The 18,417-nt window shown below is 68.4% G+C and carries 15 protein-coding genes; 7 read left to right on the top strand and 8 right to left on the bottom strand.

Annotation, left to right across the window (positions count from 1 at the left end; all coding sequences use genetic code 11):
• Position 1: 1 nt before the first annotated feature.
• Genes UK23_RS32540 through UK23_RS32530 form a run of 3 tightly spaced genes read right to left on the bottom strand, consistent with a single transcriptional unit; the run spans position 2 to position 2,597 of the window.
• On the bottom strand, positions 2-958 hold the full coding sequence (locus UK23_RS32540; RefSeq protein WP_045315538.1) for a class I SAM-dependent methyltransferase: 957 nt from the start codon (positions 956-958) through the stop codon (positions 2-4).
• Positions 948-1,727: an enoyl-CoA hydratase/isomerase family protein gene (locus UK23_RS32535; RefSeq protein WP_045315537.1), complete on the bottom strand. Its 780-nt coding sequence runs from the start codon at positions 1,725-1,727 to the stop codon at positions 948-950. Before UK23_RS32535 ends, UK23_RS32540 begins: the two co-directional genes overlap by 11 nt.
• A 57-nt stretch (positions 1,728-1,784) precedes the next feature.
• Complete coding sequence (locus UK23_RS32530) at positions 1,785-2,597, bottom strand: ABC transporter ATP-binding protein (RefSeq protein WP_045315536.1); 813 nt, start codon at positions 2,595-2,597, stop codon at positions 1,785-1,787.
• Positions 2,598-2,786: 189 nt separating this feature from the next.
• Between UK23_RS32530 and glgX the strand changes: the two genes are divergently transcribed.
• Complete coding sequence (gene glgX, locus UK23_RS32525; protein ID WP_045315535.1) at positions 2,787-4,901, top strand: glycogen debranching protein GlgX; 2,115 nt, start codon at positions 2,787-2,789, stop codon at positions 4,899-4,901.
• Between the two features lie 8 nt (positions 4,902-4,909).
• Here glgX and UK23_RS49140 read toward each other — a convergent pair whose 3' ends face one another.
• On the bottom strand, positions 4,910-5,788 hold the full coding sequence (locus tag UK23_RS49140) for a GlxA family transcriptional regulator (protein WP_082115146.1): 879 nt from the start codon (positions 5,786-5,788) through the stop codon (positions 4,910-4,912).
• Positions 5,789-5,908: 120 nt separating this feature from the next.
• Here UK23_RS49140 and UK23_RS49135 point away from each other — a divergent pair, with 120 nt between their 5' ends.
• Entirely contained in the window at positions 5,909-7,090 is a 1,182-nt protein-coding gene (locus UK23_RS49135; RefSeq protein WP_052685258.1) for an L-tyrosine/L-tryptophan isonitrile synthase family protein, read from the top strand.
• Here the strand turns inward: UK23_RS49135 and UK23_RS32510 are convergent.
• Positions 7,072-7,890: a PIG-L deacetylase family protein gene (locus UK23_RS32510; RefSeq protein WP_156213536.1), complete on the bottom strand. Its 819-nt coding sequence runs from the start codon at positions 7,888-7,890 to the stop codon at positions 7,072-7,074. The genes UK23_RS49135 and UK23_RS32510 overlap by 19 nt on opposite strands.
• Positions 7,891-8,153: 263 nt before the next feature.
• Here UK23_RS32510 and UK23_RS32505 point away from each other — a divergent pair, with 263 nt between their 5' ends.
• From UK23_RS32505 to UK23_RS32495, 3 genes are read left to right on the top strand one after another with little or no spacing between them, the layout of a single operon-like run.
• Positions 8,154-8,741, top strand: a complete 588-nt coding sequence (locus tag UK23_RS32505) for a cysteine dioxygenase (RefSeq protein WP_045315533.1) — start codon at positions 8,154-8,156, stop codon at positions 8,739-8,741.
• Complete coding sequence (locus tag UK23_RS32500; protein ID WP_045315532.1) at positions 8,738-9,127, top strand: rhodanese-like domain-containing protein; 390 nt, start codon at positions 8,738-8,740, stop codon at positions 9,125-9,127. The genes UK23_RS32505 and UK23_RS32500 overlap by 4 nt, the downstream gene beginning before the upstream one ends.
• Positions 9,128-9,170: 43 nt before the next feature.
• A complete protein-coding gene (locus UK23_RS32495; protein ID WP_045315531.1) occupies positions 9,171-10,292 on the top strand; it encodes a hypothetical protein in 1,122 nt (373 codons plus the stop codon).
• Positions 10,293-10,702: 410 nt separating this feature from the next.
• On the opposite strand, the gene UK23_RS32490 is transcribed toward UK23_RS32495, so the two are convergent.
• A complete protein-coding gene (locus UK23_RS32490; RefSeq protein WP_045315530.1) occupies positions 10,703-11,248 on the bottom strand; it encodes a hypothetical protein in 546 nt (181 codons plus the stop codon).
• A 302-nt stretch (positions 11,249-11,550) separates the two neighbouring features.
• Entirely contained in the window at positions 11,551-14,136 is a 2,586-nt protein-coding gene (gene glgP, locus UK23_RS32485) for an alpha-glucan family phosphorylase (protein ID WP_045315529.1), read from the bottom strand.
• Positions 14,137-14,252: 116 nt separating this feature from the next.
• Between glgP and UK23_RS32480 the strand changes: the two genes are divergently transcribed.
• Positions 14,253-14,609, top strand: coding sequence for an Imm1 family immunity protein (locus tag UK23_RS32480; RefSeq protein ID WP_045315528.1), 357 nt, complete (start codon positions 14,253-14,255; stop codon positions 14,607-14,609).
• Here UK23_RS32480 and UK23_RS32475 read toward each other — a convergent pair.
• A complete protein-coding gene (locus UK23_RS32475) occupies positions 14,584-16,149 on the bottom strand; it encodes a serine/threonine-protein kinase (RefSeq protein ID WP_052685256.1) in 1,566 nt (521 codons plus the stop codon). The two genes, UK23_RS32480 and UK23_RS32475, sit on opposite strands and share 26 nt — an antisense overlap.
• Positions 16,150-16,388: 239 nt before the next feature.
• Between UK23_RS32475 and UK23_RS32470 the strand changes: the two genes are divergently transcribed.
• Positions 16,389-18,365, top strand: a complete 1,977-nt coding sequence (locus UK23_RS32470; protein WP_045315527.1) for an alpha-1,4-glucan--maltose-1-phosphate maltosyltransferase — start codon at positions 16,389-16,391, stop codon at positions 18,363-18,365.
• The last annotated feature ends 52 nt before the right edge of the window (positions 18,366-18,417 follow it).

Raw genomic sequence — 18,417 nt, 5'->3', positions numbered from 1 at the left:
CTCAGGAGGACTTCCTGCCGGTGACCGACACGTTGTAGAACACCTCGCGCGGCAGCACCTTCGCGAAGACGTTCTGGTCGACCCACGAGAGGTTCTGCCAGGTGCGGTAGGCGAACATCGCCCAGCCGAAGCCCAGCTTCTCGCGCGGCACGGCGGCCTCGAACGTGCGCACCGGCCAGCCGAACAGCGCGGCCGACAGCTCGTCCGTCACCGCGTGAACGCCGACCGCACCCGCACGCCGAGCCGTCGCCTCGAGCTGATCCGGGTCGAACGTGTGCAGGTCGACGACGGCTTCCAGGGCCGCGGCACGAGAAGACTCGTCGAGCTCCTCCTGCGGACGGCGCCACGATCCCAGCAGCGGAAGGGCCTTGGTGACGTTGGTGGTCAGCCACCACGTCGCCTGGCCGAGCTTGCGGGCGTAGAAGTTGCCGATGTTCGTCGGGTCGCCCGCGAACACGAACTTGCCGCCGGGCTTCAGCACCCGCAGCACCTCGCGCATCGCCGCCTCCACATCGGGGATGTGGTGCAGCACCGCGTGCCCGACGACGAGGTCGAACGTGTTGTCGTCGTACGGGATCCGCTCGGCGTCGGCAACGCGGCCGTCGACGTCCAGTCCGAGGTGCTGGGCGTTGCGCAGCGCGACCTCGACCATGCCGGGCGACAGGTCGGTGACCGAGCCCTTCTTGATCACGTCGCCCTGCATGAGGTTCAGCAGGAAGAAACCGGTGCCGCAGCCCAGTTCCAGCGCGTGCTCGTACGGTCCCACGTCACCGGCCGCCGCACGGAACCGGTCCGTCGCGTAGGTGATGCAGCGGTCGTCGTAGGAGATCGACCACTTCTCGTCGTAGGTGCCCGCTTCCCAGTCGTGGTAGAGCACCTGCGCGAGCTTGGTGTCCTTGTAGGCCGCCTCGACCTCTTCGGCCGTCGCGTGCGGGTTGGGTGCCGGGTCAGTTGCCACTGAACTTCGCCTTTCCGGGCCCGTTCTCGATGAACGACTCGACGCCCGCCTTCTTGTCCTCCGTCGCGAACAGCGCCGCGAAGAGGTGGCTCTCCAACTTGAGGCCCGACTCCAGGTCGGTGTCGAGGCCGCCGTCCACAGCGGCCTTCGTGGCGGCCAGCGCCAGCACCGGTCCGTTGACGAACTGCTTGGCCCAGCGAACGGCCGCGGCGTACACGTCGTCCGGCGCGACGACCTCGTCGACCATGCCGAGCTCGAGCGCCTCCTGGGCGCCGACGAACCGGCCGGTGTACAGCAGGTCCTTGGTCTTGGACGGGCCGATCAACCGGGCGAGGCGCTGCGTGCCGCCACCGCCGGGGATCAGGCCGAGCAGGATCTCGGGCTGGCCGACCTTGGCGTTGTCACCGGCGATCCGGCGGTCGCAACCCAGCGCGACCTCGAACCCGCCACCCAGCGCGTAGCCGGTGATCGCGGCGACGGTCGGCTTCGGCACCGAGGCGAGCGCACCGAGTGCGTCGGACAGGCTCTTGGCCCGCAACGTCATCTCGGCGTGGGAGATCTGCGCGAACTCCTTGACGTCGGCGCCGGCCGCGAAGACCTTCTCGCCGCCGTAGACGATGACCGCGTAGACGTCGGAACGCTCGGAAGCCTCCTTGGCGGCGGCCTGGAGCTCGGTCTGCACCTGCCGGTTCAGGGCGTTCATCGGCGGCCGATCCAGCCGGATCGTGCCGATCCCGTCCTCGACTTCCAGCCTCACGAACTCAGCCACTGCGGCGCCCTCCTACTTAGTCGCGACGGCGGTGTCACGTTACCCGGCGGTAGCTTGTCAGACCTTTCGGCGGGCGAAGAACCGCTCCCCCGACTTTTGCAGTTCGAGGTCCTGACCGAACGTCTTTGAGAGGTTTTCCTCAGTGAGAACGTCGTCGAGCAGGCCTTGAGCGACGACGGAGCCTTCACGGAGCAGCAGCGCGTGCGTGAAACCGGGCGGGATCTCCTCGACGTGGTGCGTCACCAGCACCATCGCCGGCGCGTCCGGGTCGAGCGCCAACTCGGACAGCTTCGCGACCAGATCCTCACGTCCGCCCAGGTCAAGACCGGCGGCGGGCTCGTCGAGCAGGAGCATCTCGGGGTCGGTCATGAGAGCACGGGCGATCAGGGTGCGCTTGCGCTCACCCTCGCTCAGCGTGCCGTAGAGGCGGTCGGCCAGGTGCTCGATGCCCAGCGTCCCGAGCAGCTCGCGGGCCCGGTCCGTGTCCTGCTTGCCGTACTCCTCGCGCCACCGGCCGAGCACCGCGTATCCGGCGGAGACGACCAGGTCGACGACCGTCTCGTCGCCGGGGACGCGACCGTTCAACGCCGCCGAGCACAGGCCGATGCGCGGCTTGAGCTCCTGGACGTCGGTCTTGCCCAGGCGTTCACCCAGGAGGTGGACCTTGCCCTTGGTCGGGTGCAGTTCGGCGCTGGAGAGCCGTAGCAGGGTGGTCTTGCCGGCGCCGTTCGGGCCCAGCACCACCCAGCGCTCATCCAGTTCCACGCTCCAGTCGATGTTGCCGACCAGCACGTTCTTCCCACGACGGACCGATACGCCCGCCATGTGCACGACCAGATCTGTCACGTCGACGTCCGCCACGCCTCGCATTCTTCCGAACCCCCTCCCCCCGACCCCCCATCGGGGTGGCTCCTTGCAGTACGCGGGGAGCTTTCGTACTGCAGGAGAGGACGCGGGGGCCCCGCGTGCGGCGGCAAGTGGGGGCGATAGGCGGGTGGGCTGGGCCGGTGCGGTGAACTCGCGAGTTTTTTGTCGGTATCGGATGCCAAGATCGGAGGTATGGCTACGCGACCCGAGTCCGAGGTGCTGGCAGGCCGTCCGTTCCCACTGGGGGCACACGCCGAGGCAGGCGGTGTCCGGTTCGCGGTGACGTCCCACGTCGCCGACGCGGTCGAGGTCTGTCTGATCAACGACGACGGCGAGGAGAAACGGGTCGAGCTGACCGAGAGGACGTTCGGGGTGTGGCACGGCCTCATCCCCGGCGTGACGCCAGGGCAGAAGTACGGGTACCGGGTGCACGGGCCGTACGACGCCGGGCGGGGGCTGCGGTGCAACCCGGCCAAGATCCTCGTCGACCCGTACGCGCGGCAGATCACCGGCGAGATCACGGATCTCGAGGCCTCGCTCGGGTACGTGGGCGATCCGATGCACGGGCCGCCGTCGGCGATCGACTCGCTCGGAAGCGTTCCCCTGAGCGTCGTGAGCTCGCCCGGCGGCGCGGACACCGGGGTCAAGCCGGAGGTGCCGTTCGAAGAGGCCGTCATCTACGAGATGCACGTCAAGGGCTTCACGAAGAACCACCCGGACATCCCGGAGAAGCTGAGGGGCACCTACCTCGGCCTGGCGCACCCGGCGGCGGTCGAGCACCTGACCAGGCTCGGCGTCACCACCGTGGAACTGTTGCCCGTCCAGGCGTTCCAGGCTGAGCCGTCGCTGATCGGTCGCAACGCGGGCAACTACTGGGGTTACTCGCCGCTCGGCTACTGCGCACCGCACGCCGCGTACGCGAGCGAACCCGGCCGCGAGGTCCAGGAGTTCCGGACGATGGTGTCCGCGCTGCACGCCGCGGGCATCGAGGTGCTGATCGACGTCGTCTACAACCACACGTGCGAGGGCGGGCCGGACGGGCCGACGATCTGCTTCCGCGGCTTCGACGCGCCGGGTTACTACCTGCACGCCGGCGGCGGCAGCACGGTCGACATCACCGGGTGCGGCAACACGCTGGACGCCGGATCGCCGCAGGTCGTGCGCCTGGTGACGGACTCGCTGCGGTACTGGGCCGACGAGATGGGCGTCGACGGCTTCCGGTTCGACCTCGCGTCGACGATGGGGCGGCCAGGTGGCGGGTTCTTCGACCGGGACAGCGCTCTGCTGACGGCCATCACGACGGATCCGGTGCTGTGCAGGGCGAAGCTGATCGCGGAGCCGTGGGACGCGACGGGCGACGGGTATCGCGTCGGCGATTTCGGGGTGCAGTGGGCCGAGTGGAACGGCCGGTACCGCGACACGGTCAGGGATTTCTGGCGCGGGCACACGTCGGTGCGCGACCTCGCGTACCGGTTGAGCGGGTCGAGTGACCTCTACGCGGACGACCTGCGGCGGCCCTGGCAGTCGATCAACTTCATCACCGCGCACGACGGGTTCACGCTCCGGGACCTGGTGTCCTACAACGACAAGCACAACGAGGAGAACGGCGAGGAGAACCGCGACGGCACCAACGACAACCGGTCGTGGAACTGCGGGGCCGAGGGCGAGACGACCGATCCCGAGGTGCTCACGCTCCGCGCCAAGCAGGCGCGCAACCAGCTCGCGACGCTGCTGCTGTCCACCGGCACGCCGATGATGGTGGCGGGCGACGAGATGTGGCGGACGCAGGGCGGCAACAACAACGCCTACTGCCTCGACAACGAGGTGTCGTGGGTGGACTGGACGGAGACCGACGCGGGCAAGGCGCTGCTCGGGTTCACGCAGAAGGTCATCGACCTGCGTGCCAGCTCGCCCGCACTGCGGCAGCCGGAGTTCTTCGAGGGCCGCACGACTCCGAGCGGCAACCCGGACCTGGTGTGGTTCCGGCCGGACGGGCGCGAGATGGCCGAGACCGACTGGTTCGACGAAGGCCGCCGCACGCTCGGCATGTTCATCGACGGCTCGAACTGCCTGTCCCGTACGCGGGACGGCGAGCTGGTGTCGGACGACTCGTGGCTGTTGCTGATGCACGCCGGCGCGGACCCGATCACGGTGACGATGCCGCACGAGCGGTACGGGCCGTCGTACGAGCCGTTCCTCGACACGACGACACCGGACGGCTCGCCGGCCACACCGGGCGCGGTGCTGCCCAGGTCGACGCTGACGCTGGAACCGCGCGCGCTGTTACTGCTGCGGGTGCCTCGCTGATCGGAGTCTCAACTGCTCCTGAGCTCGCGGTCCACATTCAGGGCAACGGAGCGGTAATTCGAGGGTGTGACTCCGGTCACGCGCTTGAAATGGTCGCGCAGCGTGCTCGCGCAACTGAATCCGACCGCGCGGGCGATCTGGTCGACCGTGTCCGGTGTCGTTTCGAGCAACGTCTTGGCGGCGTCGATGCGGCGGGCCAGGATCCACTGACCGGGAGACAGGCCCGTCTCAGCACGAAATCTCCGGATCAGCGTGCGTTGCGAGAGATGCGCGCGACTGGCCAGCTCACCCAGCGACAAGGGCGTTTCGAGGTTGTGAACAATCCATTCCTTCAATTCGGACAAGCTGTCGGTTTCATTTCCGCCGTCCGAGTCGCGCCGGGTGAGATGCCGCAGCAACGCGACGGTTCCGGCCGAGTCGCTCGACGTGGAAACGCTCTCCCATTCGACGTAAGGCACCCCGGAAGCGACATCGACCTGCGGAAACCGGCGCGCGAACACGTCTGACCACTCGGCACTGACGGCCGCGACGCCATCGTTCAGCACACCCGCCTCTGCCAGCACGAACGCGCCGGTCGCGAGCCCGACCAGGCGCGTGCCGGCCGCACGAGCAGCCCGCAACGCATCGAACACCGCGGGCGTGGCGGAACGGTTGACGCTGGTGAAAGCGGGCACGACAACGGTGTGGGCGCGCCGGAACAGTTCGAGTCCGCCATGTGCCTCAATGCGCAGCCGATGCGAGGTCCGCACACTTTTCCCGTCGAGGCAGGCATATCTCAATTGGTATCGGATCGCACCTTCGCTCAGGTCGTCCTCAAATGCACAGGACGCCATCCCGAGATCGAGCAGGACCACCCCTTCCGACACGAACACGACAACTCTGCGCATTGGCAGGATCCCTCCCCCAGATGGCGATTTTCACCCCTTGGCGACAGCGGAGAACTCTGTCGAGAATAACAACGAATCCGTGCCGCATTCGTTTGTCGCCAACCGCGAGGGAGCCCTGCCGTGCTCGACGTGGAAACAGTCGATCCGTGGTTCGTGATGCTCAGCCCGACGGAACCCGTGCGCGGCGGGGTGGTGGCGCTCGGAACCGCCGAACCCGAACCCGAGGTGGTCGAGTCGATCGACCACGCGGCGGTTCGCGAGACCGCGCTGGCCGAGGCGGAGACGTTCATCGCCAAGATCCGTCCGAAGCTGACCCGGATCGACGACCCGGCCAGGCGGATCTTCGAGATCATGGCGTGCGGGCGCTACCGAGCAGGCAGCGTCGAGAAGACCAGGTTCACCGAGAACTGGGAGCTGTGGCAGGACACCCTGCGCCTGCACGTCGAGCAGGGCACGCCGATTCCGGTGACGCTGCCGTCGTACCCGTTCAAGATCCCGAACCCGGTGAAGGTCCGCCGCCGCTCCCCGGACATGGCCGAGCTGCTGAACCTGCAGCGGCTGATCGAGCTGAGCCACGCGATCAGCCTCGTGCACGAGCCGGGCGCGGTCATGCACGTGATCAGCGACGGCATGATCTACGGACCGTTGTTCGGCGTCAGCGACCACGAGGCGCGCTGCTACCGGGCCGGCGCCGAGCGGATGATCCGCGACCTCGACGCCGAGAAGACGATCACGATGGTCGACATGCTCGACGATGTCGTGGCCTCGGTGCAGGACGAGTTCGACGACGTGAAGGCACGCCTCGAACCCAAGGTGCGCAAGTGGTGGCACGACAACACCGACGACGCGCACCGCAAGTACCTCGTCCGCAACCTCACGGCGAACATGAACACACACGCCGAGGCCGTGCATCTGCTCAGTCAGGTGCTCTCGCGCACCGTCGCCGGTGAGGACGTCGCCGGCGCGGCGGACGAGATGCGCGCGGTGGGCGACCACATCCTGAAGCGCGCCGACGAGTACGCGCTCAGGTTCACGCTCACGCTGTACACGTTGCGCGTCATGAACATGGTGCCGCGCTTCTACCCGCAGTCGATCCGCGGCACCGTCCACCCGAAGCCCGGCCAGTGGGGTTTCCACCTGGTCAACAAGTTCACGAACGTCTTCCCGTGGCAGGGAGTCGCCGTCCAGAAGCCGAACGGCCAGTGGCGGGTGCGCACCGAGCTCGACGCCAAACTGCGCGGCGCGATCCCGGTGCACCTCCCGAACGACCCGTTTCCTTACTACTACCGGGAAATCGAGTGAGGTAGGTCGATGTACTCGCGCGGATCCGCCGCCGCCGGGTCGATCATGAGCGTGCCGACGCTGTGGTACCCGAGCGCGTACCTGCCGCGCTTCGGGTCCCAGCGCGAGTACTCGGCCAGCGCCTGCCGTTTGCGCGCGAACTGCTTGTCGCTCAACGGAAGCACGTAGTCGGCGGTCCGCTTCTCCAGCGGCCATGTGTAGCCGTAGACCCAGTAGAAGCGGAGATCCAGATCCAGGCCTTCCGCCGCTTCCCGGCACGCCTTGTGCGTGAGGTTCGGCTCGTCCTCCGGATAGCCGTAGATCACGTCCCGATAGCCGTTGACCAGCTTGTGCGAGGCGCCGGGATACCGCGCCTCGAACTCCAGAATCGTGTCGCGGACCTCCTGCACGAACCCGGCGTAGTCGCCCCACGCGGAGTCCGGCCGATTCCGCACGATCTCGTCGACACCGAGGCGACGGGCGGCTGCGGTGAACTCGGCGGTGCGGCCGCGGACGATGTCGTCCTGCACGAGACCGAAGCTGTGTGAACCACCGCCGGGGCAATCCGTCCCCAACGGACAGTCCGCGGTGCCGTTCATGATGTCCAGCAACCCGCCGTTCTCCCCGCGTGTGAGCAACACGAGGACGACCTTCCGCCCGGCTTCCACGTGCTCGCGGATCGACCCGGCCATCGCGAGCGACTCGTCGTCCTGGTGCGGTGAGTAGAAGATCGCTGGTGGTGTGGCGGCCTGTGCGGTGCCCGTGGGCAGCAGGGCTGCGGCGGCACCGAGTGCGAGCGCCTTTCGGCGACTGAGCTCCATGGTCTGCTGCGTACGGCGTCCGATCAGATGGACGCAACCTTTGGTGAAGACCACAGACCATCTCGTGGACGCTCTAGCCACGTTCCGAGGGCGTCTGGCACCATCACGCCCGTGGTCGTCTATTGCTGGACCGACCGCACGATCGACCTCGTACTCGTGGCGTCGTGCGGGTGTAGCTCGACGCGACGCACGCGCTGACACAAGCGCCCTGCGTCGCGTCTTGATCGCTACCCCCGTACCGACGCGGCCTCAGGAGCGAGTGCGTGACTTCGACGTATGCACAGCAAGATCAATTCGACCTTCACCCGGCCTTGGACAGCCAGCTGCTGCGTGACGTGATCCATCCGTCCCGGTCGCTCTGGACACCACGTGAGCTGCGTGATCTCACCTCGTTCGTGGCGAGTGAGCTGACCACCGGGTTGCTCCAGATCCTCGACTACTCGACCGAACACCGCTGGTGGGCGCGTCTCGGCCTGACCGAGGGCGTCGAGCTGTGGCTGCTGTCGTGGCTGCCGGGCCAGGGCACCGAGCCGCACGACCACGGCGGCTCCGCGGGCTCGTTCACGGTGCTGACCGGCAAGCTCAACGAGGACTACCGCTACCCGGCGGGCCCGATCCGCACGGCGGTTCGCGACACCGGCGACGCGATCGGCTTCGGCTCCGGGCGAGCGCACCAGGTCACGAACCCGTTCGAAGCGCCGGCCGCGACCGTGCACGCCTACTCGCCACCGCTCGTGCCGACCCGCGAGTACGCCTCGCTGCACGACATCCCCGACTCCATCCCGCCGCTGCCCGCGCAGCGCCTGCCGCTGTCCGAACTGCGTCAGCTGGCCGACCTGGAGGGCCCGTGAGCAACGTCGACACCATCCTCGACGAGGCGCGATCGCACCTGAAACGCCTCGAGCCGCACGAGCTGCACCAGCTGAAGGACGCGCTGATCGTCGACATCCGGCCGGTGCACAACCGACTGGCCGAGGGCGAGATCGAGAACTCCGTCGTGGTCGAGCGGATCGTGCTGGAGTGGCGCCTCGACCCGGTGGGCGACTGGCGGCTGCCCGGCTTCACCGCCGACACGACCGTCGTGGTGGTGTGCAACGAGGGCTGGGCGTCGTCGCTGGCCGCTCGTGATCTCCAACGGATCGGGCTCGCCAACGCGACCGATCTCGTCGGCGGGTACCGGGGCTGGCGCGCGGCCGGGCTGCCGATCCGCGAGGGCGGCTCGCAGGCCGTCGTCTGATCCGCACGTGGAACCGTTGCCACGCCGGTAGCGTCTGGAGACCGTGACAGTTGTGCGTTGGGTCGTGACGGCCCTGGTGGTGGCCGGCACGATCGCCTGGACCCTCTCTGATTGGTACATCGGCCTGGCCGGAGCGCTGGCAGGTCTGCTGCTGGAGCTCATGGCGCTGCAGGTGGGTCTGGCGCTCGGCGCCGTCCTCTTCGGACTCCGGATCACCCACGTGATCATCGGCGTCGGCGGCGAGCTCAAGTCGTGGACCACCACGAACCGGCGGATCGTGCTGCGCAACATCCCGGTGCTGGCGACGATCGGCATCACCGGCCTGAAGCCTGGTGTGCGCAGGCGGACCGTTCTCACCGGAGCCTTCTCGGCCGTCCTGTGCGCGGTGGTCGCGGCGGCCTGCTGGTTCGCGACCGGGTCGGCGTTCGGCAGGGGGCTCGCGCTCGCCGCCACCGCGTGCTTCCTGCTGCAGCTCGTGCCGGTCGAACGGCCCGGCCACACCAGCCTGGGCTGGTTCGTGTTCTCGCTGCCGAGGGTCACTGGGCGGCGGCTGAGCGAGCTGGAGGCGCGCCCGCTGGTGCTGGCCGGCATGGACGCCTACTACCGCGGCGACCTCGACGAGGCCGACCGGATCCACGCGGAGCTGGTCCGGGACCACGCCGACCTGCTCACCGTCGTCGGCTTGAAGGTCGCCACCGCGTGCGCCCGCGAGCAGTACCTCGACGCGCTGCAGACCGTGGTGGGGCTGAGTGGACGGTCCGATCTCGGCACCCGCGAGCTGGCGTTCGTCATGGCGACCACGGCCGGCGTCGCGGTGCTGGCGGTCGAGGCAGGGCAGTTCCCAGAGGAGGCCGGGCTGGAGACGGCGCGCAGCATGCTCGGCAACGCCTACGAGGCCGGCTACCCGAAGCACCGGGCACACGGGACGCTCGCGATCATGGCGCTGCTGGAGGGCGAGACCGGCAAGGCCCGGCAGCTCGCCGGGTGGTCGGCCGAGAGCAGCGAACACGCGCTGGGGCGGGCCGACGACCTGATCACGATCGCGCGGGCCTGGATGGCGGACGGCAACAACGCGAAGGCCCGCGAGCTCGCGGCCGAAGCGCACGAGCTCGCGGGCTGGAGTCCGCGGGTGGCGGCGACCCGCGCCCGTCTGCAGATCAGCTAGTGGCGTGAAGTCAGCCCAGCTCAGCCGGGAAAGCCGGGGCGAATTGTTGCCGTTGCCTCCGATCCGGTGACGTTGCCGTTTCCGCGCGTCCACGGGTCGTGCGACCGCGCGTGGGACCAACCAGCTGCGTGCCCAGCACATCCCTGCTCGGGCTGGGAGCAGCCTGTGCGGAGGACGCGAACAGGCCCGTGCAGCGGATCGAGCAATCGCAGGCTAACCACATCATTCGAGCAAAAACGGATCGATCGCACCATTGTGTGCAATTCCGAAAAGCGCTTGAGCTGCGCCAAACAGGTGTCCGCGCAGGTCGTCGCGACTATTCCGGCAGGTACGGAATACTACGGAACGCACACAGGGAAAGGGCCCGTCACCGAGACCGGTGACGGGCCCTTTCACACCCCGCGTGGAGATCAGCTGTGCTCGACCGGCAGCGGCAGGCCGGGCAGCGCCGGCAGGCCACCGGGCGGAGCCGGCAGACCGCACTTGCTCAGCAGGTCGGTGACGGTCTTCAGCAGCGTCGTCAGGATCCCGGTGATCTTTCCGACGTCCGGCAGGCCACCGCTCGCGGCGCCGAGGATCGTGCCGCCCAGCCCCGCGATGGACGAGATCAGGTTCATCACGACAGGCAGGCACTGGTCGACGGGGCCGGCGTACGCGACGCCCTTCACCGGGACCGGCACCGGCAACCCGCTGGTCGGCAGCGCGGGCAGGCAGCCGGAGCTCTGCAGCGCGGTCACCAGGCCGAGCAGGTCACCGATCAACGGTGTCACCGCGCCGACGTTCGGAAGTGGCAACAGACTGCTGACGACTTTCGTGAGCTTCCCGGCGAGATCGGTCACGATCGCGGCGCAGGCGGCTGGGAGTTCTGGCGCGGCGGGCGTCGCGAGGGCAGCCGGGGTCGATGAAGCGGTGAACAGAGCTGCGACGAGCGAGAGTGCGGTAATCGTTTTCTTCACGGCTACCTTCTTCCTCAATGCGCAATTCATTGGAGCCGCGCCGGAAAAGCCATCACAGGAATTCTGGTGCGGTTCATTCCATGTGACAGAGCGTATGCCTGCACACCGACCCCTACCAGCGGAGATCGCGAATTCACCCACTCGAAAAAGTGCTCATTCGATTGAGGGAAGCCCCTGAATCGAAGACACGCCTGAGCCAGGTCACCAGCAGTGAACAGGAAACAAAGAAGACGAACACATCAGGGCATCCAGCTCGCCGTTTGAAGGCGAACTGGATGCCCTGTGTTGATCTCGCGGAGCCGTCAACCAGCCAGAACGACCCTGCCGAGTTCCGCGGAGGTCGCGAGCAGGCCGTGCCGCGGCAGCACGCGCACGGTGTAGCCGAGCGCTCCTGCGTGCGGCAGCGGCACCTCTGCCTCGTAGTTGCCGTTGCCCGCGTAGTTCATCGGCGCGGTGACGACGTCCTTCAGCTCGTCGGAGTCGTGCGACACCTTGCCGAGCACGACCTGAACGTCCACTTCGGACGGCTCCAGGCCGGCCAGCTCCACCCGTGCCCGCACGATCACCGGCGCGCCCAGCACCGGCACGGACGAGCCGCCGAGCACCAGGTCGCTGTCGAGCACCCGCACCCGCGTCCACGACGCGCGCAGCCGGTGCCGGTACGCGGACAGCTCCTTGGCGCCGCGGAAGCCCTCGCCCACGACGGTCTGCGCGGACGCGGCGGCCGGTGCGTAGTAGGTCTCCACGTACTCGCGGACCATGCGCGAGGCCTGCACGACCGGCCCGAGCGAGGCCAGCGTGTGCCGGACCATCGACATCCAGCGGGTCGGCACGCCGTCCTGGCCGCGGTCGTAGAACAGCGGCGCGACCTGCGAGCCGAGCAGCTCGTACAGGGCGTTCGCTTCGAGGTCGTCCCGGCGGATCGGGTCGTTGACGCCGTCCGCGGTCGGGATGGCCCAGCCGTTCGACCCGTCGTAGAGCTCGTCCCACCAACCGTCGCGAATGGACAGGTTCAAGCCGCCGTTCAACGCGGCCTTCATGCCCGAGGTACCGCACGCCTCCAGCGGGCGCATCGGGTTGTTCAGCCACACGTCGCAGCCCCAGTACAGGTACCGGGCCATCGACATGTCGTAGTCGGGCAGGAACACGATCCGGTGCCGCACGCCCGCGTCGTCGGCGTAGCGCACGATCTGCTGGATCAGCGCCTTGCCGCCGTCGTCCGCCGGGTGCGACTTGCCGGCCACGACGAGCTGCACGGGCCGTTCGGGGTGCAGCAGCAGCGAACGCAACCGCTCCGGATCGCGCAGCATCAGCGTGAGGCGCTTGTACGTCGGCACGCGGCGGGCGAAACCGACGGTGAGCACGTTCGGGTCGAACACCGAGTCGGTCCAGCCCAGCTCCAACGCGGACGCGCCGCGCTGCAGCCACGACTCGCGCAGCCGGCGCCGCACCTCGTTGACCAGCCGCCCGCGCAGGATGCTGCGCAGCTCCCACAGCCCGGCATCGGTGACCGGCTCGAACGCGCCGATTCCGAGACCAGAGCTCTGGTTGTCCGCTTCGGACCCTCCCAGCAGCTTGCTCATCTCTGCCGCGGCCCACGTCGGCCCGTGCACGCCGTTGGTGACCGACCCGATCGGCACCTCGGTGGCGTCGAAGCTCGGCCAGAGTCCGCGGAACATGTCCCGGCTGACCTCACCGTGCAGTTTGGACACACCGTTCGCGCGCTGGGCGAGCCGCAGGCCCATGTGCGCCATGTTGAACATGCCGGGGTTGTCCTCGGCGCCCAGCGCGAGGATGCGCTGGGTGTTCACGCCGGGCACCAGGTTCTCGGCGCCGAAGTAGTGCTGGACCAGGTCGACCGGGAACCTGTCGATGCCGGCGGGCACGGGCGTGTGCGTGGTGAACACGGCACCGGCGCGTGCGGCCGTCAGCGCCTGGTCGAAGTCGAGACCGTCGTTGGTGATGTACTCGCGGATCCGCTCGAGGCCGAGGAAGCCCGCGTGGCCCTCGTTGGTGTGGAAGACCTCGGGCTGGGCGTGCCCGGTGAGCTCGCAGAACGTCCGCACGGCGCGCACGCCGCCGATGCCCGCGAGGATCTCCTGGCGGATGCGGTGGTTCTGGTCGCCGCCGTAGAGCCGGTCCGTGACGCCGCGCAGGTCCTCGTCGTTCTGCTCCACGTCGGAGTCGAGCAGCAGCAGCGGCACCCGGCCCACTCGCGCCCGCCAGATCTTCGCGCGCAGCATCCGGTCGCCCGGCATCGCCACGTGCACGAGCAACGGCAGCCCGGACGGCTCGGTGAGCAGTTCCAGCGGCAGCCCGCGCGGGTCGAGCGACGGGTAGTGCTCCTGCTGCCAGCCGTCGAGCGACAGCGACTGCCGGAAGTACCCGGACCGGTAGAGCAGGCCGACCGCGATCAGCGGAACGCCCAGGTCGGAGGCTGCCTTGAGGTGGTCGCCGGCGAGGATGCCGAGGCCGCCCGAGTAGTTCGGCAGCGCCTCGTGCACGCCGAACTCCATCGAGAAGTACGCGACGCTCGTCGGCAACGGCGTGTCCGGCGCCCCGTGCTCCCGGCGCTGCGCGATCTCGTCCTGGCGCCGCTGGTACCACCGCGGCCCCTCGACGTAACGCTGCAGGTCGGACGCGAGCGCGTGCAGTTTCAGGAGGAACTGCTCATCTCTCGCGAGTGAGTCCAGCTTCCCCGCGTCGACGACGGAGAGCAGGCGCAACGGGTCGCCACCCACCTCGGACCAGACGCGGGGGTCGATCGAGGCGAAGAGTTCCTGCGTGGGCGGGTGCCACGTCCAGCGCAGGTTGGTGGCGAGCGTGCTCAGCGCGGACAGGGGCTCCGGCAGGCTGGCTCGGACGGTGAACCGGCGAAGTGCTCGCATGACGAGCGAACTTACCTGCCACCCCTGCGGCCCTGACAACGTTCCCGGTCACACCTGCAACGACTTGCAGAACCGGTCAAGACGGGGACCGCCCGTGAACAGCCGATACTGGAATCATGTCCGAGTTGGCGCGCGAGTTCCTGATGTACGTCCACACGCGTGCGAACGACCGCTCAGCCAAACGTGAATGCTGGTCGTACACCCGTGGCGAGGTCACGCTCACGCTCGGCCTGGGCCCCGGCGTCGGGTTCGCACTGTGGACGGACGGCGGCTCCGAGTGGATCACCTCGGGCGGCACGAACGAAGACCCCGTCACGTACGAAACGGACGAAGAGACCACCGAGGACTTCCCCGCGGGCTGCGAGCACCCGATCGAGGTGATCATCGGCGTGCTGGAGCGGTTCGTCGAGCACGAAGACCGCTCCAGCGACGTGCGGTGGGCGTCGTTCAGGGCCGCTTCAACGAGAGAATGAGCAGCTTGTCGCCCTTGCCGGAGATCTTGAGCGTGAACTCCACCCGGCTGGTCTTGTTCGTCTCCGCCTCGGTCAGGTCCCCGGCCTGCGTCACCTGGAACGTGCCGTCGTCGGACGCCGTGACCAGCGGGTTCCCCTTGAGCACGAGCTTGGTGTAGTCACCCCAGTACGACTTCTCCGCGTTCTCGGTCGGGGCGCTCTCCGGGTCCCAGTCCTCGATGGACTCGGCGGAGTTCTTCGGGAGCTTCGCGAAATACCGCTGCACGAACTCGGCGACCTGGGCCTTGGTGAACTTGCTCGCGGGCGCCTCGGACGTCGGCTTGCTCGGGTAGGTCTCGGACGTCGGCTTCTCGCTGGTCGGCGTCGGCGAGTCCTTGGTCGTGCTGGGCGGCGGCTGGGTCTGCGAGGTCGTCTTCGAGGTCGACGTGCTGGGGCCCGCCGCGCTGTTGTCCTTCTTGCCCTGGGTCTGGATGATCGCGTACGCCACGCCCGCGATCAGCAGCACCGCGAGGATCGAGGCCGCGACCGCGAGGCCCCGGCTCTTCTTCGGCGCGGGCTCCGGCTCGTAGTCGTCGTAGTCGTCGTACTCGGGCTGAGGCGCGGGCGGCCTGGTGCGCGGAGGCTGCGTCGGCATCGGGCGCGGCCCCTGGGTGCCCGGACCCGCACCCATCACGGCGGTGCCGGACGGCGGCGTCATCGGGCGCGGCGGGATCACGGCGGTGGCCGGGACGACCTGGCCCTCGGAGATCGCCTTCAGCTCCGCCGCCGCCTGGGCCGCGGTCGGACGCTGCGACGGCTCGTTGGCCAGCATGCGCAGGAGCAGCGGCGTGAGCGGGCCCGAGCGCATCGGCGGACGGGTCTCGCCGCGCGCGACCTTGTAGAGCAGGCCGAGGTCGTTGGTGCTCTTGCCGAACGGCGGCTCGCCCTCGGTCATCGCGTAGATCGTCGCGCCGAGCGAGAACACGTCCGACGGCGGCGCGGGGTCGGCACCGCGGGCGAGTTCCGGCGCGAGGTACGCGGGCGTGCCGGCGAGCATGCCGGTCTTGGTCACCGCGACGTCGCCCAGTGCGCGCGAGATGCCGAAGTCGGTGATCTTCACCAGGCCGTCGCGTCCAATGAGGACGTTGGCGGGCTTGATGTCGCGGTGGACGATCCCGGCGGTGTGCGCGGCGGCGAGCGCCGAGGCGGCCAGCGACCCGATCCGCGCGGCCTCCTGGGGAGGCATCGGCCCGCGCTCGTCCAGGATCGCGGACAGGTTCTTGGACGGCAGGAACTCCATCACCAGGCACGGCTTGCCGTTGTCGAGCACGACGTCGTACACGGCGATCGCGTTCGGGTGCTGCAGGCGGGCGGCGATGCGGCCTTCCCGCATCGCGCGCTGAACCGCCTCGTGCGCCTCCGCGGGCTGCACGTCGTTCAGCAGCATCTGCTTGACCGCGACGTCCCGGTGCAGGAGCTCGTCCCGTGCGCGCCACACGACGCCCATCGCACCGGCGCCGAGCTGGTCGAGCAGGACGTAGCGGTCGCCAAGCTTGTTCACGCGCGGGACGGTACCCGTAGCACCCTCGCAACGTTGTGAGATGCCCGGGAAAGGTCCAGCACCGAGAATGTGAGGGGATCACATCATGCCCAGTGGCCCTGGACACACCCGGTGTTCAAGGTGTGCGATCGACAACAGGTGGGTACGGATCTAGATGGGGTAACCCGCTGACAGGCCGCTTGATCGAGCAAGGCAGGATTACGGGCGACGCGGAGCGACACGGCGGAAGGGCGCTGCCGATGAGTGGACGGCTCGGTATCGACGACGTATCCCCGGTGGTCTCGGCTGGTAGATATCCAGCCAAAGCCGTTGTGGGAGAACACATTCCGGTTGAAGCCACAGTGTGGCGCGAGGGGCACGACAAGCTCGCGGCGACAGTCACGTGGCGCGGACCGAACGACCGAGTCGCCAGGCAGACGAGAATGCACGAGGTCGGCATCGGCCTCGATCGCTGGGGAGCCACGGTCGTTCCCGATCACGAAGGCGCGTGGACGTTCCGGATCGACGCGTGGAGTGATCCCTGGGGCACCTGGAACCACGCCGTCGAGGTGAAGATCGCGGCGGGACAGGGTCCCGGTGATCTCGCGAACGATCTCGAACTCGGCGCACTTCTACTCGATCGGGTGGCACGGCGACCCGATCGCAGGCAGGAGCGAGCACTTCTCATGTCCGCCGCGGAGGCACTCCGCGACGAGGACCGGCCTTTGAACGAACGCGTCGCGCCCGCGCTGGCCGACGACGTGCAGAAGATCATGTTCGAGCACCCGGTGCGCGAGCTGATCACCAAGGGCAAGACGCACAAGATCTGGTGCGACCGGCGCAAGGCCGCGTTCGGCTCCTGGTACGAGTTCTTCCCGCGCAGCACCGGCGGGATCGACGAGACCGGCCAGGCGGTGCACGGCACGTTCGCCACCGCGACCAAGGAGCTCGACCGGGTCGCGGCGATGGGCTTCGACGTCGTCTACTTCCCGCCCATCCACCCGGTCGGCCGGGTGAACCGGAAGGGCCCCAACAACACGCTCGTCGCCGGCCCGCAGGACTGCGGTTCGCCGTGGGCCATCGGCGCGGACGAGGGCGGGCACGACGCCATCGCGCCGGAGCTCGGCACGATCGAGGACTTCGACGCGCTCGTCGAACGCGCGCACGAGCTCGGCCTGGAGGTGGCGCTCGACTTCGCGCTGCAGTGCGCGCCGGACCACCCGTGGGTCCTCAAGCACCCGGAGTGGTTCACCACCCGCCCGGACGGCACGATCGCGTACGCCGAGAACCCGCCCAAGAAGTACCAGGACATCTACCCGATCAACTTCGACCTCGACCCGCAGGGCCTCTACCACGAGGTGCTCAGGGTGATGCTGCACTGGGCCGAGCACGGGGTCCGGATCTTCCGGGTCGACAACCCGCACACCAAGCCACCGGACTTCTGGCAGTGGCTGATCTGGAAGGTCAAGGAGGTCTACCCGGACACGCTGTTCCTGTCCGAGGCCTTCACCCGTCCCGCGCGGCTCTACGGTCTCGCCAAGCTCGGCTTCACCCAGTCGTACACGTACTTCACGTGGCGGACGAGCAAGCAGGAGCTGATCGAGTTCGGCGAGGACCTCCGCGACCACTGGGACGAGGCGCGGCCGAACCTCTTCGTGAACACGCCGGACATCCTGCACGAGTCGCTGCAGCACGGCGGCCCGGGAATGTTCGGGCTGCGGGCGGCTCTCGCGGCCACGCTCTCCCCCTCGTGGGGCGTGTACAGCGGCTACGAGCTGTTCGAGCACGAAGCGGTGAAGCCTGGCAGCGAGGAGTACCTCAACTCCGAGAAGTACCAGCTGCGGCCACGCGACTACGCCCGTGCACTGGCGGACGGGCGCTCGTTGGAACCGTGGCTGCGCAAGCTGAACCACATCCGCAAGGCGCACCCGGCACTCCAGCAGATGCGCACGCTGAAGTTCCAGCACATCGAGAACGACGCGTTGGTCGCCTTCTCCAAGCGTGACCCGGAGACGGGCGACACGGTCGTCGTGGTCGTGAGCCTCGACCCGAACAACGCGCAGGAGGGGACGTTGTACCTCGACCTGCCCGAGCTCGGTTTCGACTGGCACGAGCGAGTGATCGCGCACGACGAGGTCACCGGCGAGACCTGGGACTGGGGACAGGCCAACTACGTCCGCCTCGAGCCGTGGCGTGCGACCGCACACGTCGTGAGCTTGCAGCGCCGCTTCAGCTGAACGATGAAGGGAACCTTGCTCCACCTCAGGTGGATGAAGGTTCCCTTCATCG

This window comes from Lentzea aerocolonigenes (assembly GCF_000955955.1).
Classification (GTDB): Bacteria; Actinomycetota; Actinomycetes; order Mycobacteriales; family Pseudonocardiaceae; genus Lentzea; species Lentzea aerocolonigenes_A.
The sequence above is the reverse complement of the archived record's forward strand: the minus strand, read 5'-3'. Positions and strand labels throughout refer to the sequence as shown.